The following is a 21,049-nucleotide window of genomic DNA, read 5'->3' on the forward strand; positions in this document are numbered from 1 at the left end:
CCCCGTGTGGGGGACGGAATGCCTGTGACCTCGGGGTACGGTCGGCGGCGGGTAATCTGACAGACCCTTCCCGCGCGCGAGTGAGGTGGTGGCGAACGGTGGATTCCGACACGGCGCTGACCCGGCAGTCGCTGCTGGTCGCGGGTGCGGCCGCGGCGGTGGACGGCACGACCTTCGCGGTGTGCGGTGCGTTCGGGGTGGCGCCGGTGGTGGCCGCTGTGGTGGTGGCCGCGATCGTGGTGGCGGACCTGGCGCTGGCGGCCGCGCCGCGCACCGCGGGGGTGGTGGCGTTGGCGCAGGTGGCGCTGAGGCTGGTCGCGGTGGCGCTGCTGCGCGGGCACGGGCTGACGGTGCGGGTCGCCGACGTGGGGTTCCTGGCGGCCGGATATCGGGCCGGGGCGTGGCTGTCGGGCCGCTCGTCGGTGGTGTCGGTCTCGGCGCTGGCGCTCGGCGCGGTGGTGGCGGATCTGCTCGGGGCCGGTCCCGCCACGCGCGATCCCCGGCTGCTGGCGGCGCAGACCATCGCCATCGGGGTGGTGCCCTGGCTGGTCGGCCGATCGACGGCCGCGCGCGGGGCCTACATCGCCGACCTGGAACAGCGCGAACGGCTGCGGCGGCAGGAACAGCGGGCCGCGCTGGACCGCGCGCTGGCCGACGAGCGTGAGGCCATCGCCTGCGATCTGCACGACGTGATCGCTCACCATGTGAGTGCGATCGGCATCCACGCCGGAGCCGCGCGGCTGGCGGTGGCGAGCGATCCGGCCGCGGCGACCCGTTCGCTGGCCGCGGTGGAGGCGTCGAGCCGGTCCGCGATGGTGGACCTGCGCCGGCAACTGGATCTGCTGCACGGCCGCGCCGCCGCCGGTGACCGCCAGCCCGGACTCGCCGATATCGAGCAGTTGGTCACGACTGTGCGCGAGGCCGGTCTCGACGTCGAGGTCGTCACCTCCGGCGCCGAGGTGCGGTTGCCGGAATCCCTCGACGTGATCGTCTTCCGGATCGTGCAGGAACTGCTCACCAACGCGCTGCGTCACGGCGACGGCACCGCGCGGCTCGAGGTCGCGATCGACCGGCACCGGGTGGTGGTGACGGAGTCGAATCCGGTGGGTGACGCTGCGCCGGATCCGGATTCGCCGCATCGCGGCCTCGCCGGAATTCGCCGCCGCGCGGACCTGTTCGAGGGCACCGTCGATCACCGTGTCGACGACGAGAACCGTTGGCACATCACCGTTTCCCTGCCGATCGGAGCCGCATGACCACGCCGATCCGGGTGCTCGTCGCCGACGATCACGCGATGTTCCGTTCCGGGCTGCGCGCGGTCGTCGACGCGCATCCGGACCTGGAATGTGTCGCCGATGTCGGCGACGGCCGCTCCGCCGTCGCCGAAACCGCCCGGCTGCGACCGGATGTCGCGGTGCTCGACGTGCGCATGCCCAAACTCGACGGGCTGGCCGCGACCACCGCCATCGTCGCCGCCGGCGGCACCCGGGTACTGGTGCTGACCACCTACGACAGCGAGGAGAGCCTGGCCCGTGCGCTGGCCGCCGGGGCCAGCGGCTTCCTGCTGAAGACGCTGCCGCCGGAGGAACTGGTCGCGGCGATCCGGGTCGCGGCCCGCGGCGATGCCGTCATCGACCCGTCCATGACCCGTCGCCTGGCGGCCCGGTTCGCGGGGGTGCTGGCCCCGCCCGCCCCGCCCGCCGAACTGGCCGCGCTCACCACCCGCGAGCGCGAGGTGCTGCTCCTGCTGGCCGAGGCGCGCAGCAATGCCGAGATCGCGGCGATCCTGCGCGTCGGCGAGGAGACGGTGAAAACCCATGTCTCCCGCATCCTGTCGAAGCTCGGCGTGCGCGACCGGATCCACGCCGTGGTGTACGCCCACCAGCACGGATTGGTCGGTCCGGGGCCCGGGCGCTGAGCCTGCTCCGATGCTGTTCCCAGCGGCGGGAATTCGGAGGTATGCCGCTGGCCCGGAGTGAACGGTTCGGCCACAACGGTATTCCCGCCGGGTGCGTGCGGGACCGGCCTCGGGTTCCGGTTGCCGTTGTTACAGTGGGGAAATGGATTTCGGGGGCGACAGCGTGCGGGGCCGTACTCCGATCCGGGCCGGGGAATCCCGCATCACGACACGGTTCTGCGTGGTCGGTCGCCGTCGTAGCGGATGAGCGCCTGGGCCGACATGTACGCCGCTCTGCAGAAGCGGCTGTCGCAGGTCGTCAGCAGAGCGGGCGAGGGTGCCGCGCGGCTGGTCGGGGGACCTGCCGCCGATCTGAGTGTCGCCACCGAGCGAGTGGTGCTGGCCGAGGAGCGGGGGCTCGGTGACGCGGTCTCCGAGTTGCCTGCCGATGCGGCGGCACGGAAGACGGCGGTCGCCCGGCAGTCGGCGGCGGGCGCCGCCGAGGCACCGGACCCGTATCCGCAATACGCCCATCGGGATCCCATCACCAAGGGCAGCCACGATTATCCGGTCAACACGGCCGACGGCAACAAATGGGAGGCCGTGCACAACGGCTCCGGCTCGGCCTGGGCCGACGACCGGAACAATGTGGCGGTGGGGTGGGACAACCAGGACGTGCAGCGGGCCCGCGCCGACGGAAACCCGCTGGAGCTGCACTTCAACCGCGGGAAGACCACCGGGACCCAGGGCAAGGACGCCGAGTATCGCCGCCAGATCGACCGGCAGATCGACGGCGTGAATCGGATGACGCCCGACGAGATCCTGGGCAACTGGGACACCGTCGAGCGCGGCGGCACCGCACAGGATGTCGCCCGGCGCGAGGACGAATCGGGCGTGTACGCCGACGAACTCGCGAAAGCGCTGGATCGGGATTCGGCCGAACTGGGCCGCGCCACCCCGGAGGAATACGCGCGGGCCCGGACGCGGGAACACATGGACGCGGTCCGCGCCCTGCACGAACCGGACCTCGCCGGCGGCGGCCGGGACTGGATCGGCGTGGAACGCGACGGATCGTGGAGTATGGGGGACGCGAATGTAAACTCCTCGCTGGGCAGTCAGTGGAAACGCCTGCGGGCCCCGCTGCGGGCCTATGCCGAACAATTGCGGGACGCCGGCGACGGAGACAAGCTACTGAACGTGAGATGGAGTTACGCCTGATCATGTCGCGTATTACTCAGGCAGTGCTGCGAAATTGGGGTCGGCCCACCTTCCTGGTCGAGCCGCCCGCGGAGCGGTTCGCCCAGTTCCGGGGCGTCCTCCCCCCGGCCCTGCTGGATGTCTGGAGCGAATTCGGCTTCTCCGGATTCGACGACGGCCGCTGGTGGATCTGCGATCCGGTCGTGTGGCAACCGGCGGTCGACGCATGGACGGCGGGCCTGGAGCTGCCCGGCGGTCCCGATTCGTGGATCGCGGTGACCCGCTCGGCCTTCGGCCGCATGAAACTCTGGAGCGCCAGCACCGGGCTCAGCCTCACCGTGCTGCCTTATCTCGGCTGGCTGATGTACCGGGCCAGTCCCCGGCAGGTCGTCGACGAGACCGCCACCGAGAAGGCGATGTACGTCGGATTCCTGGGGCAGACCAAGGACAATCTCGACGTTCCGGACGAGGACGGCGACAACCTCTTCCCACAGGTGCTCGGGCGACTGGGCCCGGTCGCCGCCGACACCATGTACGGCTTCGTCCCCGCTCCCGCGCTCGGTGGCCCGCTCGCCGCCGACCACGTCGAGATCTTCGAGGCCGATGTGCACATGCAGCTGCTCAGCGATCTGACCCCGCGGCAGGTGATGGAACGCGCGGCCTGATCCGCTGCCGATCGAACCGTCCGGCTCCCGAATTCGTGTGTGACGCAAGCGGTGCCGACGCTCCGGCCCGCAGGTGAGGAGGAAGTGCCGAATGTCCACGATCGACGGCTTGCCCGCACATGTGCTGCTGGTGCACGTGATTGTCGTACTCGTCCCGCTGACGGCCGTGCTGGCCGTGCTCTGCGCGGTGTGGCCGGCGGCGCGGCGGCGGCTGGTGTGGCTGGTGGCCGTGCTGGGTGTGCTGACGCTGGCCGTGACACCGCTGACGACCTCGGCGGGGGAGTGGCTGGAGCAGCGCGTCGGCCCGACGCCGGGGCTGCGCACGCATACCGACCGCGGCGACGCCATGATCTATTTCACGGCGGCCCTGGCGATCGTGGCCGTTCTGCTGGTCGTCCTGCACGTGCGCGAGGGGCGGCAGCCGGTCGGCCGCGCCCTGGCCGGGGTGATCGCGGTGCTGACCATCGCGGCGAGCGTGGCGGCCGTGGTGCAGGTGTACCGGGTGGGCGATTCTGGAGCGCGCACGGTGTGGGGTGGCGTCAGCGCCGTGCAGCCCGCCTCGACACCACCGCAGTGATCTCGACGCCGCGGCAGTGATCCCGGTGGGGCCGCAGTGACACTCGGGGCCACAGTGATGCGAGACACTCAGCGGCGCAGGAACTTCCGCGCCAGGTAGTTGCCCGCGAACTGAACCCCCTGCACGCCCGCCACGATGATGAGCGTGGCCACCAGCGTGACCTGCCAGTCGAAACGCTGATATCCGTAGACGAGCGCGAAATCGCCGAGGCCGCCACCGCCGACGGTGCCCGCCATCGCCGACATGTCGACGATGGCGATCACCACGAAGGTGTAGCCGAGTACCAAGGGCCCCAACGCCTCCGGGATGAGCAGCGTCGCGATGATGCGCAGCGGCCCGGCCCCCATGGACCGGGCCGCCTCGATCACGCCCGGATCGACGGTCACCAGATTCTGCTCGACGATGCGGGCGATCCCGAACGAGGCGGCCACGATCATCACGAACGCGGCCGCGTCGGTGCCGATGGTGGTGCCGATGACCTGTAGTGTCACCGGCCCCAGCGCGGCCAGCAGGATCACGAACGGGATCGGCCGCACCACGTTCACCACCACGTTGAGCAGCAGGTGCAGCGGAGCGTTGGCCAGCAGGCCGCCGCGGCGGGTGGCATGCAGGGCCGTGCCGAGGATCAGCCCCAGCACCCCGCCCACCACGAAGGTGAGCAGCACCAGGTAGATGCTGGTGCCGATCGCCTCCCAGAGCACCGGCCGCAGCTGGGTCCAATTCGTCTGCACGACAGCCTCTCTCACGCCTCGATCGATACACTGCCCGTGGTCAGCTCGGCGGCCACCCGGTCCACGGCCGCCTGCGGGCCGTCCAGGGCGAGGGTGAGACTGCCGAAGGTGCGGTCCTGCAACGAACTGACCCCGCCGTACACCACCTCGAACCGCACCCCGGCCGCGACCGCCGCGGCCAGCGCCGCGCCGACCCCGCGGCCGTCCGCGATCTCGACGGTGACCAGCCGCCCGGAATGCGTGGCACGCAACCGATCCAGTTCGTCGGCCGAGGGCCGGTCGTGCAGTACGGAATCCACGAACGACCGGGTGGGCGCCGCCTGCGGATGCGCGAAAACGTCGAAGGTACCGGCCAATTCGACGATCTGGCCGTCGGCCAGCACCGCCACCCGATCGGCGACCGCGCGGATCACGTCCATCTCGTGGGTGATCACCACGATGGTGACGCCGAGTTCGCGATTGACCTTGCGCAACAGCCGCAGTACCTCGGCGGTGGTCTCCGGATCCAGGGCCGAGGTGGCCTCGTCCGCGAGCAACAGGGCCGGCGAGGTGGCCAGTGCGCGGGCGATGCCCACCCGCTGTTTCTGCCCGCCGGACAGCTGATCCGGATAGTTGCGGGCCTTGTCCGACAGCCCGACGAACTCCAGCAGTTCCGCCACCCGCGCCTTGCGTTCAGCGCGCGGCCGGCCCGCCACCCGCAGCGGATATTCGATGTTGCCCGCGGCGGTGCGGGAGCGAAAGAGGTTGAACTGCTGGAACACCATGCCGATGTCGAGCCGCAACCGCCGGATCCGCCGCTCGGACAGGCCGGTGATCGGCTGCCCCGCCACCAGCACCGTGCCGCCGGTCGGCTGTTCCAGCCCGTTGATCAACCGCACCAGGGTGCTCTTGCCCGCACCGGAATAGCCGATGATGCCGAAGATCTCCCCGCGTTCGATGCGCAGATCGATCCCGTCCAGCGCCGTGGTGACGATCCGGCCGACGGTGAACGTCTTGGTGACGGAACGGAATTCGACGGCCGGGGGCTCGGCGCTCACCTGGCCCGCAGGCCCTGCTCGACCCCGGCCAGAATCTGCTCCAGATCGGCCTGCGGGCGCTTCACCTCGACCGAACTGCCCTTGGTCGCCACGGCCCAGGCCTGCTGCACCTCCGGATCGTGGAAGATGTCGACCAGTTTCAGCAGGGTGGGGTTGCTCTTGTCGGCCGCGCGTACCGCGAGCACGTTGATGTAGGGCGCGGCCGCGGGATTGTTCGGATCGTCGGCGTACAGCGCCGAATGCGGGTCGATACCGGCCCGTTCCAGGAAGGTGTTGTTGATCACCGAGCCGTCGACGGAGTTCAGCGACAACGCCGTCTGGGTGGCGTCGACCGTGGTCACCTTCACCTTGCTGGCGCCCTTGTCGACGTCGGCGGCGGTCGGCTGGGCCGGGGCGCCGGTGAACTTCACCAGACCCGCTGCGGCCAGGACGTTCAGCGCACGGGCCAGGTTGGTCGGATCGTTGGGGACCGCGATCTCACCACCGGCCGGGATCTCGGCCAGCGACTTGTGTTTCTTCGAATACAGCGCCAGCGGAACGATGTACGTGGACCCGATCGGGGTCAGGGTGTCGTTGTTCGACACGTCGTACTGGCCCAGGAACTGGAGGTGCTGGAACAGGTTGACGTCGATCTGCTGCTGCGCCAGTGCGAGATTCGGCGTCTTGTAGTCGGTGAAGTTGGTGGTCTGCAAGGTGATGCCGTCGCGCTTCGCGACCCGTTCGAAGGTGTCCCAGGCCGAGTTCCGGTCGGTGGTGCCGATCCGGACCACGGATCCGGACTGCGACGAGCCGCCGCTGCCGCATCCGGCCAGGGCGAGGACGGTGGTCAGGATCAGGACCGGGATCGCCGGTACCCGTCGGAAATTCACTCGTGCTCCCGCGTGACGTGTCGAATGATGAACCCGACCATCACACGGGAGCGCGCGAGCCCCGGCAAGAATTCTGCTTACCGTGAGCGAAATCCGGTCGCCGCCTTACGGATTGGTTTTGACGACCAGCGTGCTGCACACCTTGTCGGCGAAGGTCTGGCGCTTCTCGTCCCACAGCGGCCAGAGATAGCCGATGTAGCAGGCGATTCCGTCGAGGAAGTGGGCGAGCTGCCGGACGAAGGCCATGCCGAAGCCGAGGAACTGCCCGTCGGCCTCCCGGATCAGGCTGATGCCGAGCACCCGCTTACCCCAGGTCTGCCCGGTCGTCCCCTCCTTGTAGATCAGGTAGATACCGATACCGAGCGCGGTGAGCCAGCCCAGCAGCACGAAGATCAGCCCGATCGCGGACAGGCCGCCGCCGCTGCACTGGTAGACCCCGTCGGAGTCGGTGCTACAGCTCATCGAACTGCTGCCGATCCCGAAACCGATGCCGTACAGGACGGCGGCCGGGACGAAGGCGGCCAGTCCGTCGATCAGGCGGGCGCCCACCCGCTGCAACCAGCTGGCATACGGCAGGGCCGGCGCCCCGTACGGCGTGTAGCCACCGCCGCTCGGCGGATAGCCGTAGGTCGGCGGGGGCGTCGGGTAGCCGGGCTGTGGGGCGGCGCCGTAGCCCGGCGTGCCGCCGTAGCCGGGCTGGCCGCCGTACGGTTGCTGCCCCGGATAGGGCTGCCCGCCGTACGGCGGCGGCTGGATCGGCTGGGCGCCGCTGTCCTGCGGCGAGCCGTACGGCGGCTGCGCGGTGGGGTAACCGGGCTGACTCCATCCGCCGGAATTGCCGTACCCCGGCGGGGGCGGTGGCGGGTAGCCGTATCCGGGGGGCGGCTGCTGCCCGTATTGCGGTGCTGCCGCGTTCGGATCGTTCGGGTCGGACGGGTTGCTCATCTGTGATTCCTCCGAAGGTCATGGGGCGACGACGGTCAGCGCATCTATCGGAGTCCGACGTCGTGACGCAACCGTGCGGCAGGTGTGAACTCGTTGCCCAGTATGTCCGACTTCCCGCCGCCGGGACGGTCGAAGCGGCCGTATTGCCGTATTCAGCTGAATCGGCGGATCCGGGTATTCGATTTCCGGGTATTCGATTCTGCCGCGATGATGGTCGCGTGGACGACATCACATACGGGGAAACCCGGTTCGGGCTGCACGCGGCGGCGGAGTTGCTCGTCGCGGGACCGCAGTACCGGCGGTTCGGCACCATCCGGATGCGGGTCGTGCTCGGCGGTTTCGCCGGCACGAAATGGCCGATGTCCGTGATCGGCTCCGATCTGGTGTGGCAGGACGGCCGGATACCGCTGACCGGCAATTACGCGGAGGTCGCCCGGCAGGCCGGCTTCGAGGCGCTGGCGCCGCCGCCGGGGGTGTACAGCGACGGCACCGGGCTGGAACCGGCGGAGCCGCTGGTCGTCGACCCGGCCGCCGCGACCTCGATACACGACTGGTTCGCCGTCGGGGACACCGCGCTACGGCGTTTCGCCGAGGAGCCGCCGACCCTGTGGCCGGAGCACTTCGATCTGGCGGCGGCGGTGGACCAGGTGAATTACGGTGTGTCACCGGGTGATTCGAACAATCCGGAACCATACGCCTACGTCGGCCCGTGGACGCCGCGAACTGGCGAGTTCTGGAACGCGCCCTTCGGCGCGATGCGGCCGCGCTCGGCGGTGCCGACGGTGGCGAGCCTGCTGGAATTCTTCCGGGAGGGCCAGGCGCGGGCGGCGGGCTGACCCGCACCGCGGCTTCAGGCGCCCTTACGGGTGGGATGCCGGGTGGTCGACTTGGTCGCGGCCTTCTTGGCAGTGGCCTTCGCTGCCCCCGACTTGGCCGCCCCCGATTTGGCTGCCCCCGATTTGGCCGCCCCCGACTCGGCCGCCGCCGGTTCGGCCGCGCTCTTCTCGGCGGCTTTCGCCTTGGCGGCCTTCTTCGCCGGTGCGGCGGCCGGCGCGGCGGCGCGGCGCCCGGTGGCCTCCAGGCTGCGTTGCAGCGCCGCGACCAGGTCGACCACCTCGGCATCCATTTCCGGGGCGGCGGCCGGTGCGTGCGCGATCACCGTGCCGGAACCGGATTCGATCGCCTCGTCCAGCAGCTTCTTCAGCTCGATCTGGTATTCGTCGGTGTACAGGCTCGGATCGAAATCGTCGGACATGCTGTCGACGAGTGTTTCCGCCATCGAGATTTCCTGGGGCCGCGGCGCGGCGACCCCGTCCAGCGATTCGAAATCCGCCGCCCGCACCTCGTCGGGCCACAGCAGCGTCTGGAGTACCAGCACACCGTCGCGGACGCGTAACGCCGCCAGCCGGGTCTTCTGCCGCAACGTGAAATTCACCAGCGCCACCCGGTCCACCTGCGCCAGCGTCGTCGCCAGCAGCACATACGCCTTCGGCGTGTTGGAGTCGGGTTCCAGGTAATAACTCTTGTCGAACAGAATCGGATCGATCTGATCCGAGGGCACGAATTGTAGAACCGGAATTTCGTGTTTCTCCGCGACGGGCAGCTTCGCGAAATCCTCGTCGGTGAGCACCACCTTGTCACCCTCGGGCGACTCGTACGCCTTGTCGATGTCGGCGTACTGCACGGTCTGCCCGCACACGGTGCACACCCGGTCGTACTTGATCCGCCCGCCGTCCTTGGCGTGCACCTGATGAAACCGGATGTCGTGATCCTCGGTGGCGGTGTACACCTTCACCGGGACGTTCACCAACCCGAATGCGATGGAGCCCTTCCAGATGGATCTCACACATTCGATCGTACTTTCGACCGGTGTCCCCAGAGGAGGGCTCGACCCCGATTGTAACCTTGCGAAACGATGCTGATCGACGAAGAACTGGCCGCCGAACTCCCCGCCGACCCGGATGCCGCAGTGGCACTACAACTTCGGCTGCGCTCGCGAGTGGATCCGGCCGACCCCCGCCCACCCGGCTTCGAGACCGTGGCAGGCCTGGACTCCGCCTACGACGACGAGGGACATGTGGTCGCCGCAATCGTGGTGCTGGACGCGAAGACCCTGGAACCGGTCGATACCGCGACGGCCCAGGGCCACACCGACTTCCCCTACGTACCCGGCCTGCTCGCATTCCGCGAACTACCCACCACCTTGGAAGCATTGCGTCGCCTAGACACCACCCCCGACCTGCTGATCTGCGACGGCCAAGGCCTAGCCCACCCACGACGCTTCGGCCTCGCCTGCCACCTCGGCCTGCTGACCGGACTACCGACCATCGGCGTCGCGAAAACCCTCTGGGGCCGATGCGGACATCTCGGCCCCGAGCGCGGATCGACCACCGACATCACCATCGACGACGAGATCGTGGGCCGAGCAGTGCGCACCCGCACCGACGTGAAGCCCGTCTACGTCTCGACAGGCCACCGCATCACCCTGGACACCGCCTGCACGGCCACCTTGGCCCTGACGCCGCGATACCGTCAGCCGGAAACCACCCGCCGAGCCGACCACCTCTGCCGAACGCTACTGAGAGGCTGAACCCACCCCCGGTCACCAGTCCGCAGGCAAGGCACCCTCGAGCCCTTTCCCGCCGCACCCTCCACCCCGGTCACCCCCAAGCAGCCCCGGCACCCCCGAGTCCTCTTCCCACCGCACCCTTCAACTCGGTCACCCCCGAGCGGCCCGGCACCCCCGAGTCCTTTTCCCACCGCACCCTCCAACGCGGTCACCCCCGAGCGGCCCGGCACCCCCGAGTCCTTTTCCCACCGCACCCTCCAACGCGGTCACCCCCAAGCAGCCCCGGACCCTCGAGTTTCTTTTCCCGCCCCAGCTCTCCAACGCGGTCACCCCCAAGCAGCCCCGGCATTCGGCCCGCCCGCTGAGGGCCCGGTCACCACCAAGTAGGCCCAACGTTAATGTTCTCGGCCCGTCTCGATTCTGGACTGACGGAGCGGGGGAGCGAAGCGGAGGAGCGGAGGAGGGAAGAATCGAGACTGAGGGGCCGAGAACCCGCCGGAGCGAAGCGGAGGCCAAAAACACAGCCGGTCACCACCGAGAAGGCCAAACCCTCATCCGCAACCACACGCAACCCCAAACCACCGATCCACAACCCCACCCCCGTGCCCACAACCCAACACCCCCCGAACCACCGCCAAAGCCCGAACCCCCCGATCATCCCCCCAGAGCCCCCGCCAACGCAGCAACCTGCGCAGCCCGGAATGCCTGCGCAACACCAGTTTTGGCCAACACTTCATCGAACCCGTGAAACGCCCCCTCGACCACCAGTGTGTCGCAAGCTACTCCACTGTCGGCCAACCGTTTCGCATAAACCAGATCCTCATCGTGAAACAAATCCAAGCTTCCCACACCCACCCAGGCCGGCGGCAGCCCGGACAGATCCTCATACCGTCCCGGCGCGGCCAGCCCACTGACCGTCGGCGCCCCCGCAGGCAATCCCGTATACCACTGCCACCCCAGCGCATTGGCCTTGTTGTTCCACAACCGGAAATGCGACTCGTCCAGATCGGTCCGCAACGCGGTCCGATCATCCAACATCGGATATGTCAGCAACTGGAAAACCGGCCGCACCTCCCCACGCTCACGGGCAAGCAGCGCCAATGCCGCCGCCAGCCCACCCCCCGCACTGGCCCCGCCGATCGCGATCCGATCGGCGTCGACCCCGGCCTGACCGGCCAACCAGACCAGCGCATCGTGACAGTCGTGCAGCGGCGTGGGAAACGGATGCTCCGGCGCCAGCCGATAGTCGACCGAGGCCACCACGACCCCCAGCTCCCGCGCGAAATGCCGGCACATCCAGTCGTCCTGCGCCGCGCTCCCGATCACATACCCCCCGCCGTGGATCCACAACAGCGCGGCCGACAAAGGACCAGCGGTCGGCGGCGTGATCACCCGCACCGTGATGTCCCCCACCTGCTCCACCCGGACATCCGCCGGAACCCGGCGCGCGCCCAGCCCGGTGAGACCCCGGATCACCGGAAGCGACCACCGGCTCACCGGGCTGCGAGGCAGCCACCGGGCCGTTCCGCGGAGGTCGGGGTGAAAGGCATCGTTGCGCACCATGGTGATCCGTTCGCTGGACAGCGTGTGGATTGTCCCATATTCGCCTGTAGCATGGAGCATCTTGTTCAGTCCGAGGAGAACCGATTTCATGCGTATTGCCAATCTGGCCGGCCGGGGTGTGTTCGTACTCGGCGGGGAGGACGCCGACCTCCAGGCCGCGGAGATCGCGGCGGTGTCCGGCGGCCGGTTCGGCCCCGATCTCGGCCAGATCTACCAGCACTGGGATCGTTTCCGCAGCTGGGCGGCGACACTGACCCCGGATTCGATGCACACGCATGCCTTTCCGCTGAACCGGGCGCTGCTCGGCGCACCCTCGCCGGCGCCGCGCCAGGTGTTCGCGGTCGGCCTCAACTATCGTGAGCACGTCGCGGAGACCGGTTTCGCGATGCCCGAACAATTGCCGCCGGTGTTCACCAAGTACCTGTCCAGCTTCAGCGGCCCGGACAGCACCGTCGTGCTGCCGGTCGGCGGTCACGTCGACTGGGAGGTCGAGTTGGTCGTGATCATCGGCCGCGAACTGCACCGCGCCGACCCCGAGCAGATCTGGCCGGCCGTCGCGGGCGTGACCGTCGGCCAGGACCTGTCCGAGCGGTTACAGCAGTTTCGCGGCCCGGCAGCGCAATTCGGCCTCGGTAAATCCTTCCCCGGTTTCGCCCCGCAGGGCCCCTGGCTGGTCACCCCCGACGAACTGGCCGACCGCGACGACCTGGAACTGGGCTGCGCGATCGACGGCCAGGAGGTGCAGAAGGCCCGCACCGGCGACCTGATCTTCCCGGTGCCACAACTGCTCTCGCGGCTGTCGCACACGGTGGTGCTGCAACCCGGCGACGTGATCTTCACCGGCACTCCCGCCGGGGTCGGCATGGGCCGTGACCCGCAGCGATTCCTGCAACCCGGCGAGACGCTGGACAGCTGGATCGAGGGCATCGGCACCCTGCGCCAGACCTTCGTCGCCGGGCGTTAGCCGCCCGTTTCCCCGCTCTTCCGCGCCGAGCGGCAGCATCGATTCCCGACCGTTCCGTGATGTTTTCGTGTCAGTATTCACAGCAACTGCACGGCTGGCTCCGACTCGAAAAGCGCCGGTGCTGAGGTGAACTGGAGGGCGTGCTGAACAGCGTGGGGCAGGAGCCGGGGGCCGAACCGGAACACGACGACATGACGATCGCCATCACCCGCCGCGAGCTGATGCGGGTGGTCGGGATCACCGGAGAGTCGGTCAGCCGCCGTGGCGGACGGTCGCTGAACGCGGACGCGGTGGCCGCGTTCACCGATGTCGCGATGGGCCGCAGCGCATTCGTGGTCGCCGACGGGGTCGGCAATCATCTGCTGGCCGTGCGGGCGGCGCGGACGGTGGCCACCGTGGCGGCGCAGGCCGGCGCCCGGCGCGGCGCGCGAGCGGGTCTGCTTGCGGCACAACAGGAGCTGCGCCGGCAGTATCCACAGGACGAGGCCGACGCGGTGCTGGTGGTGGCGGTGCTGCCGGCGCCGGGCCGCGCCGACGACCGCATCGATATCGCCTGGGTCGGCGACTGCCGGGCCTATCGGTGGAACGGCCGGGTGCTGCACCAGATCACCACCGATCACACCGTCGGCGAATACCTCCGCAGCTACGGGCACGCGCCCGCGGCCCGGATGGATCACCTGGTGACGACCTCGGCCCGGACCGTCCGGCCCGGGGCCGTCGGTCACGCGGCCACCGGCTCCAGCGCCGGACGGTTGCTGCTGTGCACCGACGGCGTGCACAAGCCCCTCGACATCGCGACCGTGAAGGCCGCGCTGGCCGACTCGGTCAGCCCCGCGGCCGCCGCGGAAGCGTTGGTGGACAGCGCCTTACGCGCCGGAGGTACCGACAACACCACCGCGCTCGTGGTCGACCGCGGTTAGCTCGAACGCCGCGCCGACCAGTTCCACCGAGCGCACCCGGTCCTCGATCCGCGAGGCGTGGTGGGCGAGGATGAGCTCGTCGGCCCCGATACCGGCTGCGAATCCGGTCAGGAATTCCCGCACCTCCGCGGGGGTGCCGGCGGCGGTGTACCGCATCATCGCCGCGAGGTGCCGGCCGTTCGGCGAGGCCAGGAACGCGTCGATCTCGGCATCGGTGAACTGCGCGTCGCCGCCGCCGCGGGAGATCATGCCGCGCGCCCGCGCGCGATAGGCGACGGCCCGCTGCCGCTGCGCGTCCTCGGCATCGTCGGCGGCGAACACATTGGCCGCGGCCATCACATAGGGTGCCGCGAGCTGCTCGGAGGGCTGGAACCGCTCGCGGTAGATCTCGATCGCCTGATGCAGCGCATCCGGCGCGAAATGCGAGGCGAAGGCGTACGGCAGCCCCAGCTGGGCGGCCAGTTGCGCGCCGAACAGCGAGGAGCCGAGGATGTACAGCGGCACCGGAGCCGGCGCCTGCGGCACCGCCCGCACCCCCGGCACCCGCGACCGACCGCTCAGATAGCCCTGCAATTCGAGCACGTCGCGCGGGAACGAATCCGCCGACGACGGATCCCGCCGCATCGCCAGCATGGTCTTCTGGTCGCTGCCCGGCGCGCGGCCCAGCCCGAGGTCGATCCGTCCCGGGAACAGCGTCTCCAGCGTGCCGAACTGCTCCGCGATCACCAGCGGCGAGTGGTTCGGCAGCATCACCCCGCCGGCGCCGAGCCGGATGGTGCCGGTGTTGGCGGCGACATGACCGATGAGCACGCTGGTGGCGCTCGAGGCGATGGTGCTCATGTTGTGGTGCTCGGCGTACCAGACGCGGCGATGACCGCTGCGCTCGGCGGCCCGCGCGAGCGCGACGCTGTTGTCGAAACTGTCGCGCGCGGTCTCCCCGGGCGCGATCGACGCGAGATCGAGGATGGACAGGGCGATGGACATAGGGAACGGCCTTCCAGCAGGAGAGACGTGCACCCGCTATGATACGGACCATCAGTCCGCTTGTGTTGGTCGGGTTGTCCCGAGGAGGCCGGATGCGCGCCGACGCCGAACGCAACCGGGCCGCGATCCTCGCGGTGGCCGGTCGTTTGATCTGTGAGGATCAGCTGGTCAACGTCTCCATGGACGAGATCGCGGCGGCCGCCGCCGTCGGCAAGGGCACCCTGTTCCGCCGCTTCACCGACCGCGAGGGCCTGATCCGCGCCCTGTTCGCCGACCGCACCGAGCGAGCGTGGGCCCACGCCCGGGCCCTGGCCGCCGACCCCACCGTCCCGGTGACCGACCGCATCCTCGGCTTCGTAGCCACCGTCTTCGACCTCTGCGCCGGCCTGCAACCCTTGCTGCGCGCCCTCCCCGAAGGCTGCCACACCCGCACCTGGGCCCCCTGGCACACCGTCCTGGCGGATTTGATCGCCGAGGCCGCCCCGGAATCCGACGCCGAATTCCTCACCCTCGCGATCTTCGCCACCATGCGCCCCGAGATCACCGGCGCCCTCACCCCCGCCCGCCACCGCACCGGCGTCCTGACCCTGACCGCCCGGATCCTCGACCCGGGCTGAGCTGCGCCCGGCAGGCTCGCGAGATGCTCGGACCGGCCGTGCTCGCGCGCCGCGAGAAGCTCACGCCGGGCCGTGCCCGCACGTCGGTAGTGGTCGTCGGCGCGGTCCCGCGGGTTCAGCAGGTCCGGGTGCCGGTGAGCGTTCGGCGGCGAGTAAGCCGATTCCGCTCCGAACGCATGGACGGCGAGGTCGCGGACGCGGCGTTGCTCGTGCCGATCCTGCTCGATTGACCCAGCATATGCTGAGTAATACCAATTGAATCGGACGTGCCGACCGGTCCGGCCGAAATTCGGTGGACCCGAGCCGATTTCACGTCGATCATCGAGTGGTGACGACGAATCCGCAGGACCGCCTCCGGCTGGTCGGCCGCGACGAGCCCGAGGCCGCCGCGGCCGGGCCGCTGTCGTGGGTGATGCACGTGGACGACAGCGACTCCCCGCGCGACCTCATCGACGCGCTCGGTCTGGCGCCGTACGTCAGCGGTGAGCAGCCGCACGCCCGCTCGGCCGAACTCGAGCACGTCAAGCCGGATGCGCCGCTGTGCCCCGAGGGCGCCCGCATCCTGCGCACCAGCGAGGACAGCGGCAGCCGCACCACCCTGGCCGCCGGCGACGGCTGGACGCTGCGCGTGCTGCGCCGCGCCAACGGCGACGCCGTGCTGAACGTCTGCGCCGTCACCGAGGCGCTGGCCCGCGAGGTCGTCGCGGCCTGTTCCGCGGATGCCACGGCCGTGCCGGAATCCGACGACAGCCAGGTGAGCATGGGCTTCTGGCATTCCGGGCAGCGCGGCCCGAACCGCCGCGAGCGCATCATCACCGCCGCCGCGTGGGCCGAGATCACCGGCAACTACGGCACCGAGGTCGCCGCGGCCATGCATCAGCTGATGACGTTGCGCCCCACCGACATCAGCGCGCGGCTGCTCCTGCTGCACGGTCCGCCCGGCACCGGCAAGACCTCCGCGCTGCGCGCCCTGGCCCGTGAATGGTCGGACTGGTGCCAGGTCGATTGCGTGCTCGACCCCGAGTCGCTGTTCGCCGACACCGGTTACCTCATGGAGGTCGCCATCGGCGTCGACACCTACGACGAGGAGAAGCGCCGCTGGCGGCTGCTGGTCCTGGAGGACTGCGACGAGCTGATCCGCGGCTCGGCGAAAGAGTCCACCGGCCAGGGTCTCTCGCGCCTGCTGAACCTCACCGACGGCATGCTGGGCCAGGGTCGCGACGTGCTGGTGGCGATCACCACCAACGAGAACCTGTCCCGGCTGCACCCCGCGGTCATCCGGCCCGGCCGCTGCCTCGCCCAGCTCGAGGTGGGCCGGCTCTCGGCCGCGGAATCCGTGGCCTGGCTGGACCGCGAACTCGGCGACCGCCCCCGGCCCGCCGTCGGCCCCGACGGCATGACGCTGGCCGAACTCATCGAGGCCCGCGACGACCACGCCCGCATCCAGTCGCTGCCGCCGGCCCCCGCGGTCGGGGGATACCTGTAGGCCGGTGCGGCGCCCGCACGCCGGGAGGTAATGTCGGCGTGCGGGTTGCGGGGACGGGAGAAGGTGACACCGGTGACGGTTTCGAACGAACGCGGCGCGGTGGCCGCGGCAGAACAGACGAACGTGTGGGAGGTGATGGCCACCGCCCGGACCGTGCGCCGATTCACCACCGAACCGGTCGACGACGCCACGCTGGCCCGCTGCCTGGAGGCGGCGACCTGGGCCCCCTCCGGGGCGAACGCGCAGGCCCGGCGCTTCGTGGTGCTGCGCTCGCCGGAACTGCGCGCGGTGGTGGCGCGGGCCGCGGCGCACGCGCTCGAGGTCATCGAGCCGGTGTACGGGATGACCCGGCCCGATCCCGGCGATCACGGCCGCCGTGCCCGCGCCGACCGCGCGGTCTACGAATTGCACGACCGCGCAGGCGAATTCACGTCGGTGCTGTTCACCCAGGAACGCTTCACGACGGCCTCGGACCTGCTGCTGGGCGGTTCGATCTTCCCGGCGGTGCAGAACTTCCTGCTGGCGGCGCGGGCCTCGGGCCTGGGTGCCTGCCTGACCAGCTGGGCCTCCTACGGCGGTGAGGCGCTGCTGCGCGAGGCGGTCGGCGTCCCCGCGGACTGGCTGGTCGCCGGGCACGTGGTGGTCGGATGGCCGCGCGGCGGCAGCGGTCCGGTGCGCCGCCGCCCGCTGTCGGAGGTGGTGTTCCTCGACCGCTGGGAGCAGCGGGCCGACGCACTGGTCGAGTCGGCGTCGCCGATCGCCGGGACGTCCGGCACGTAGACTCCGGGCGTGACCGATCTCGCGGATTTCACCCGCCTCGCCGACCGTGATCGCAACCTCTGCACGGTCTCGACCCTGCGCGGCGACGGCACGATCCAGTCCACCCTCGTCAACGCCGGTGTGCTGAAACATCCGCTCACCGGCGCGGACGTGGTGGGGACCGTGGTCTTCGGCGCCAGCCGCAAGCTCGTCAACCTGCGCGCCCACCCGCGGATGACCGTCCTCGCGCGGGCAAGCTGGAACTGGGCCGCGGTCGAGGGCCCGGTCTGGATCGCCGGTCCGGACGATCCGGCGGCCGGGGTGGATCCGGAGCGGTTGCGGCTGCTGCTGCGCGAGGTGTTCGCCGCCGCCGGTGGCACCCACGACGATTGGGACGAGTACGACCGTGTGATGGCCGCCGAGCGGCGTACGGTCCTGCTCGTCACCCCGGAACGGGTGTACGGCAACAGCTGAGCCACCACGGCCGATCTCCCGGCCGGACCGATGTGAAGTCCGCTCGGACCTGAGTGCGTGATCCGGATCGCACGGATTCGCCGCTACCTCTTGCAGTGTCGCAGGTCACTGGAAATACTTGTGCGGCACGGTGTTCGGAGGGAGTGGTATGGCCAGGGCGAGATGGACGACGACCGAGATTCCGGATCAGCGGGGCCGGTCCGTGGTGGTGACGGGAGCCAATTCCGGGCTCGGGTTCGAGACCGCCCGGATGCTGGCCGAGCGGGGCGCGCACGTGGTGCTGGCCTGCCGCAATCCGGAGCGTGCCACCGCGGCGGCCGAGGCCATCAGGGTCACGGCGCCCGACGCCGAACTGAGTTCGGTACAGCTGGATCTGGCCGACGCGCAGTCGATCCGCGCTGCGGCGGGGGAACTCCGGGAGCGGCTGGCCCGGATCGACCTGCTGATCAACAATGCCGGGGCGGCCTTCGGCGAACTCTCGCTGGTGGACGGCATCGACCGCACCTTCGTCACGAATCAGCTGGGCCCCTTCGCCTTCACCGGGCTGCTGCTGGATCGGGTACTGGCCGCCCCGGCCGGCCGCGTCGTGACGGTCAGCAGCAACGTTCCGTTCCAGGGCTTGACCGAACTCGAGCTGGACGATCTGGCCTACACCCGGCGCGCCTACGGGCGCTGGCACGCCTATTCGCAGTCGAAGCTGGCGAATCTGGTCTTCGCCCTGGAACTTCAGCGGCGGCTGACCGCGGCCGACGCCAAAACCATTGCGGCCGCGGCCCACCCGGGTGGCGCCGACACCAGCTTCGGTAGCAACACCGGCGGCCTGGTCGGATTCCTGGGTTCGAAGCCGCTGCGGTGGCTGACCGGGTCACTGGCCATACCCGCTGCGCAGGGCGCGCTGACGACCATGCGGGCGGCGGTGGATCCCGAGGTCCGCGGCGGCGATTTCTACGGACCGGATCGGGTCAAAGGTTTCCGGGGCTGGCCCACGCGTATCGATCCGGGGCCGGTGGCCGGGGATGCGGAGGTCGGTGCCCGGTTGTGGGCGGCCTGCGAGCAATACACGGGCGTCGAGTACTCGTTCGGAGCCTGAACACTGTCGCGGCCCGGACACCCGGCAGTCCAGCCACCGCGTCGCCGACCAGTTCCGGTCGGCGACGCGGCCTGCCGGTGACCGTTCGACCGTATCCGCTCGTCACGGTTGGCTAACTTCCAGCGACAGCGAGGCCCCTCAGGTCAGATGATCGATCGGGCGGCCGCTCTCGGTGCGGCCCCGAGAGGAGAATCGTGAAAACGCTGGACCGTCGCGCGCGCCGGAGGGCGATCCTGGTGGCTGCGATATTCGCCGTGACCCCCGTCCTGTCCGCGATCCCGACCGCTGCGGCACAGCCGCCCCCACCTCCGGGGCCGTGGTTCCCACCGCCACCGCCACCGGACCCCTGGTTCCTGCCGCCACCGCCGGGCGATTGGCACGACGACGGCTGGCACGACGACGGCTGGCACGACGACGGCTGGCACGACGGCCATGACGGCGACTGGCACGACGGTCCCGACAACGGCTGGCACGACGACCACGACCGCGACTGGCACGGCGGCCCGGCCGGTGACCGGCACGACGGTCCGCCCGGCGACCAGCGCGGCGGCCCGGCGGGCGACCGGCACGACGGCCCGCCGCCCCGTTAGCTCCGGGCCCGGCGATGCCCCCGCCGCACCCCGGACCCGGATGTCCGGGCCGCCCGCCCCCTCCTCCCTGATCCCGGGCGGGACCGGATTCCGGGGACAGCCGTGCTCAGACCGACGGGTCTGGGCACGGCTTTTCCGTGTCCGGGGAGGAATCCGGGGGGTGAAACGAAGAATCCCGCCCCGGACAACGGATGTCCGGGACGGGATTCCCTCGATGACGTCCCCTCCGGCGCCACCGAGTTCCGTTGTCGATGACTCCCCTCCGTGGCCATCGACATGTCGACCGTAAGCCGCGTACCCCGCACCCCGACAGTGCCCTTCCGCCGGTTCGGGGTGAATGTCCTGGTCAGGACGTCGATCCGGTGATCCGGTCCGGAACATCCCGGACCGCGGCGGACGAACCGGATCCCACTGGCGCCGCACCGGCCCGCCCACCTCGGGAAAGGCGCTGTTCCGGAACGGAGCCGGATTTTCCGGACCGGAAATGTTCCGACGTGCGGATACGCCAGGCCCCTCGCCCGCGCGGGCCGACACCGCCGGCGCCGGACTCGTACGGTGAGCCGGTAGAGCTGGCAGGGAGGACGCGGAATGCTGGTCGGGGACCGGGGCCGGTTCGGAATCGAGTACGAGCTGGATGCGGTCGAACCGGAGGCGCCGGCCGGGCCACGCCGGATGTCCGGTCACATCCGGTGGTGGTGCGGCGGGGAATCGGTGGGCCACTATCACCTGGCCACCTCGATCGAGGATGTCGCGGTCGCGGTCGGCCGGATCGCGGCGCGCGCCGACGGCCGGCTGCACGCGGACCTGATGGACCTGCCCGCCGCGGAACTGGTCCGGGTCGTCACCGACGCCCTGTTCACCGACAACGAGCGCACCGAGGAGCAGATCGATGCGGACGGCCGGCTCTACTGGCCGTTCTTCGTGGGCCCGCGCACGGAATCCTTCGATCCCTGGGATGTTTTCGTCGTCGAGGACCAAGCCGCGGCCCGGCTGATCTGGTGCCGGATCGGCCATCCCGAGGTGCGCGAATTCCGGTTGCGGCGCGGCGAGTTCGACGACGTGCTGCGAATGTTCCTCGACGGCTTGCTGTTCCACGGTCGATGATAGGTTCTCTC

At 70.0% G+C, this 21,049-nt stretch carries 24 protein-coding genes; 17 read left to right on the forward strand and 7 right to left on the reverse strand.

Features of this window, described 5'->3' with window-relative positions:
* Nucleotides 1-98: 98 nt before the first annotated feature.
* The 5 genes from LBW94_RS03020 (at nucleotide 99) to LBW94_RS03040 (ending at nucleotide 4,336) form a co-directional block, all read left to right on the forward strand.
* Nucleotides 99-1,256: a sensor histidine kinase gene (locus LBW94_RS03020; protein ID WP_266269683.1), complete on the forward strand. Its 1,158-nt coding sequence runs from the start codon at nucleotides 99-101 to the stop codon at nucleotides 1,254-1,256.
* A complete protein-coding gene (locus LBW94_RS03025; protein WP_225056392.1) occupies nucleotides 1,253-1,918 on the forward strand; it encodes a response regulator in 666 nt (221 codons plus the stop codon). The genes LBW94_RS03020 and LBW94_RS03025 overlap by 4 nt, the downstream gene beginning before the upstream one ends.
* 243 nt (nucleotides 1,919-2,161) lie before the next feature.
* Nucleotides 2,162-3,115, forward strand: coding sequence for a polymorphic toxin type 15 domain-containing protein (locus tag LBW94_RS03030; RefSeq protein ID WP_225056391.1), 954 nt, complete (start codon nucleotides 2,162-2,164; stop codon nucleotides 3,113-3,115).
* A gap of 2 nt (nucleotides 3,116-3,117) precedes the next feature.
* Nucleotides 3,118-3,759 (forward strand): GAD-like domain-containing protein, encoded by a 642-nt coding sequence (locus LBW94_RS03035; RefSeq protein WP_225056390.1) that lies wholly within the window; start codon nucleotides 3,118-3,120, stop codon nucleotides 3,757-3,759.
* 91 nt (nucleotides 3,760-3,850) lie between these two features.
* Nucleotides 3,851-4,336: a DUF2231 domain-containing protein gene (locus tag LBW94_RS03040; RefSeq protein ID WP_225056389.1), complete on the forward strand. Its 486-nt coding sequence runs from the start codon at nucleotides 3,851-3,853 to the stop codon at nucleotides 4,334-4,336.
* Nucleotides 4,337-4,404: 68 nt separating this feature from the next.
* Here the strand turns inward: LBW94_RS03040 and LBW94_RS03045 are convergent, their stop codons facing one another.
* The 4 genes from LBW94_RS03045 to LBW94_RS03060 form a co-directional block, all read right to left on the reverse strand.
* On the reverse strand, nucleotides 4,405-5,067 hold the full coding sequence (locus tag LBW94_RS03045; protein WP_225056655.1) for a methionine ABC transporter permease: 663 nt from the start codon (nucleotides 5,065-5,067) through the stop codon (nucleotides 4,405-4,407).
* Between the two features lie 11 nt (nucleotides 5,068-5,078).
* Complete coding sequence (locus tag LBW94_RS03050) at nucleotides 5,079-6,104, reverse strand: methionine ABC transporter ATP-binding protein (protein WP_225056388.1); 1,026 nt, start codon at nucleotides 6,102-6,104, stop codon at nucleotides 5,079-5,081.
* Nucleotides 6,101-6,973 (reverse strand): MetQ/NlpA family ABC transporter substrate-binding protein, encoded by an 873-nt coding sequence (locus LBW94_RS03055; RefSeq protein WP_225056387.1) that lies wholly within the window; start codon nucleotides 6,971-6,973, stop codon nucleotides 6,101-6,103. The genes LBW94_RS03050 and LBW94_RS03055 overlap by 4 nt, the downstream gene beginning before the upstream one ends.
* 105 nt (nucleotides 6,974-7,078) lie before the next feature.
* Nucleotides 7,079-7,918 carry an RDD family protein gene (locus LBW94_RS03060; protein WP_225056385.1) on the reverse strand — a complete coding sequence of 280 codons (840 nt, stop codon included), beginning with the start codon at nucleotides 7,916-7,918 and terminating at the stop codon, nucleotides 7,079-7,081.
* A 218-nt stretch (nucleotides 7,919-8,136) separates the two neighbouring features.
* Between LBW94_RS03060 and LBW94_RS03065 the strand changes: the two genes are divergently transcribed.
* A complete protein-coding gene (locus tag LBW94_RS03065; protein ID WP_225056383.1) occupies nucleotides 8,137-8,754 on the forward strand; it encodes a hypothetical protein in 618 nt (205 codons plus the stop codon).
* 14 nt (nucleotides 8,755-8,768) lie between these two features.
* On the opposite strand, the gene LBW94_RS03070 is transcribed toward LBW94_RS03065, so the two are convergent.
* Nucleotides 8,769-9,764 (reverse strand): Ku protein, encoded by a 996-nt coding sequence (locus LBW94_RS03070; protein ID WP_225056381.1) that lies wholly within the window; start codon nucleotides 9,762-9,764, stop codon nucleotides 8,769-8,771.
* Nucleotides 9,765-9,833: 69 nt separating this feature from the next.
* Here LBW94_RS03070 and LBW94_RS03075 point away from each other — a divergent pair, with 69 nt between their 5' ends.
* Entirely contained in the window at nucleotides 9,834-10,508 is a 675-nt protein-coding gene (locus LBW94_RS03075; RefSeq protein WP_225056378.1) for an endonuclease V, read from the forward strand.
* 633 nt (nucleotides 10,509-11,141) lie between these two features.
* Here LBW94_RS03075 and LBW94_RS03080 read toward each other — a convergent pair.
* Nucleotides 11,142-12,140: an alpha/beta hydrolase gene (locus LBW94_RS03080; protein WP_323137788.1), complete on the reverse strand. Its 999-nt coding sequence runs from the start codon at nucleotides 12,138-12,140 to the stop codon at nucleotides 11,142-11,144.
* On the opposite strand from LBW94_RS03080, the gene LBW94_RS03085 reads away from it, so the two are divergent.
* Nucleotides 12,139-13,014 carry a fumarylacetoacetate hydrolase family protein gene (locus LBW94_RS03085; RefSeq protein WP_225056376.1) on the forward strand — a complete coding sequence of 292 codons (876 nt, stop codon included), beginning with the start codon at nucleotides 12,139-12,141 and terminating at the stop codon, nucleotides 13,012-13,014. The two genes, LBW94_RS03080 and LBW94_RS03085, sit on opposite strands and share 2 nt — an antisense overlap.
* Before the next feature lie 140 nt (nucleotides 13,015-13,154).
* Nucleotides 13,155-13,934, forward strand: coding sequence for a PP2C family protein-serine/threonine phosphatase (locus LBW94_RS03090; RefSeq protein ID WP_225056368.1), 780 nt, complete (start codon nucleotides 13,155-13,157; stop codon nucleotides 13,932-13,934).
* Here the strand turns inward: LBW94_RS03090 and LBW94_RS03095 are convergent.
* Nucleotides 13,881-14,918: an LLM class flavin-dependent oxidoreductase gene (locus LBW94_RS03095; protein ID WP_225056366.1), complete on the reverse strand. Its 1,038-nt coding sequence runs from the start codon at nucleotides 14,916-14,918 to the stop codon at nucleotides 13,881-13,883. The genes LBW94_RS03090 and LBW94_RS03095 overlap by 54 nt on opposite strands.
* Nucleotides 14,919-15,010: 92 nt before the next feature.
* Between LBW94_RS03095 and LBW94_RS03100 the strand changes: the two genes are divergently transcribed.
* The 8 genes from LBW94_RS03100 (at nucleotide 15,011) to LBW94_RS03135 (ending at nucleotide 21,038) form a co-directional block, all read left to right on the forward strand.
* Complete coding sequence (locus LBW94_RS03100; protein WP_225056364.1) at nucleotides 15,011-15,535, forward strand: TetR/AcrR family transcriptional regulator; 525 nt, start codon at nucleotides 15,011-15,013, stop codon at nucleotides 15,533-15,535.
* A gap of 23 nt (nucleotides 15,536-15,558) precedes the next feature.
* Entirely contained in the window at nucleotides 15,559-15,765 is a 207-nt protein-coding gene (locus tag LBW94_RS03105) for a hypothetical protein (protein ID WP_225056362.1), read from the forward strand.
* Between the two features lie 98 nt (nucleotides 15,766-15,863).
* Entirely contained in the window at nucleotides 15,864-17,021 is a 1,158-nt protein-coding gene (locus LBW94_RS03110; protein WP_225056360.1) for a DUF5925 domain-containing protein, read from the forward strand.
* A 132-nt stretch (nucleotides 17,022-17,153) separates the two neighbouring features.
* Nucleotides 17,154-17,801, forward strand: a complete 648-nt coding sequence (locus LBW94_RS03115; RefSeq protein WP_225056651.1) for a nitroreductase family protein — start codon at nucleotides 17,154-17,156, stop codon at nucleotides 17,799-17,801.
* A 9-nt stretch (nucleotides 17,802-17,810) separates the two neighbouring features.
* Nucleotides 17,811-18,254 (forward strand): pyridoxamine 5'-phosphate oxidase, encoded by a 444-nt coding sequence (locus LBW94_RS03120; protein ID WP_225056358.1) that lies wholly within the window; start codon nucleotides 17,811-17,813, stop codon nucleotides 18,252-18,254.
* A 148-nt stretch (nucleotides 18,255-18,402) separates the two neighbouring features.
* On the forward strand, nucleotides 18,403-19,344 hold the full coding sequence (locus LBW94_RS03125) for an oxidoreductase (RefSeq protein WP_225056356.1): 942 nt from the start codon (nucleotides 18,403-18,405) through the stop codon (nucleotides 19,342-19,344).
* Nucleotides 19,345-19,538: 194 nt separating this feature from the next.
* Nucleotides 19,539-19,934 (forward strand): hypothetical protein, encoded by a 396-nt coding sequence (locus tag LBW94_RS03130; protein ID WP_225056688.1) that lies wholly within the window; start codon nucleotides 19,539-19,541, stop codon nucleotides 19,932-19,934.
* 588 nt (nucleotides 19,935-20,522) lie between these two features.
* Nucleotides 20,523-21,038 (forward strand): Imm42 family immunity protein, encoded by a 516-nt coding sequence (locus tag LBW94_RS03135; protein ID WP_225056354.1) that lies wholly within the window; start codon nucleotides 20,523-20,525, stop codon nucleotides 21,036-21,038.
* Nucleotides 21,039-21,049: the final 11 nt, after the last annotated feature.

The sequence above is a fragment of the Nocardia sp. alder85J genome, from assembly GCF_020176955.2.
Classification (GTDB): domain Bacteria; phylum Actinomycetota; class Actinomycetes; order Mycobacteriales; family Mycobacteriaceae; genus Nocardia.

What these genes read in the sequence shown, in the direction of transcription:
- LBW94_RS03025 (WP_225056392.1), top strand. Translation starts at nt 1,253, where the DNA reads ATGACCACGCCGATCCGGGTGCTCGTCGCCGACGATCACGCGATGTTC.
- LBW94_RS03030 (WP_225056391.1), top strand. Translation starts at nt 2,162, where the DNA reads ATGAGCGCCTGGGCCGACATGTACGCCGCTCTGCAGAAGCGGCTGTCG.
- LBW94_RS03035 (WP_225056390.1), top strand. Translation starts at nt 3,118, where the DNA reads ATGTCGCGTATTACTCAGGCAGTGCTGCGAAATTGGGGTCGGCCCACC.
- LBW94_RS03040 (WP_225056389.1), top strand. Translation starts at nt 3,851, where the DNA reads ATGTCCACGATCGACGGCTTGCCCGCACATGTGCTGCTGGTGCACGTG.
- LBW94_RS03060 (WP_225056385.1), bottom strand. Translation starts at nt 7,918, where the DNA reads ATGAGCAACCCGTCCGACCCGAACGATCCGAACGCGGCAGCACCGCAA.
- LBW94_RS03075 (WP_225056378.1), top strand. Translation starts at nt 9,834, where the DNA reads ATGCTGATCGACGAAGAACTGGCCGCCGAACTCCCCGCCGACCCGGAT.
- LBW94_RS03085 (WP_225056376.1), top strand. Translation starts at nt 12,139, where the DNA reads ATGCGTATTGCCAATCTGGCCGGCCGGGGTGTGTTCGTACTCGGCGGG.
- LBW94_RS03080 (WP_323137788.1), bottom strand. Translation starts at nt 12,140, where the DNA reads ATGAAATCGGTTCTCCTCGGACTGAACAAGATGCTCCATGCTACAGGC.
- LBW94_RS03095 (WP_225056366.1), bottom strand. Translation starts at nt 14,918, where the DNA reads ATGTCCATCGCCCTGTCCATCCTCGATCTCGCGTCGATCGCGCCCGGG.
- LBW94_RS03100 (WP_225056364.1), top strand. Translation starts at nt 15,011, where the DNA reads ATGCGCGCCGACGCCGAACGCAACCGGGCCGCGATCCTCGCGGTGGCC.
- LBW94_RS03105 (WP_225056362.1), top strand. Translation starts at nt 15,559, where the DNA reads ATGCTCGGACCGGCCGTGCTCGCGCGCCGCGAGAAGCTCACGCCGGGC.
- LBW94_RS03125 (WP_225056356.1), top strand. Translation starts at nt 18,403, where the DNA reads ATGGCCAGGGCGAGATGGACGACGACCGAGATTCCGGATCAGCGGGGC.
- LBW94_RS03135 (WP_225056354.1), top strand. Translation starts at nt 20,523, where the DNA reads ATGCTGGTCGGGGACCGGGGCCGGTTCGGAATCGAGTACGAGCTGGAT.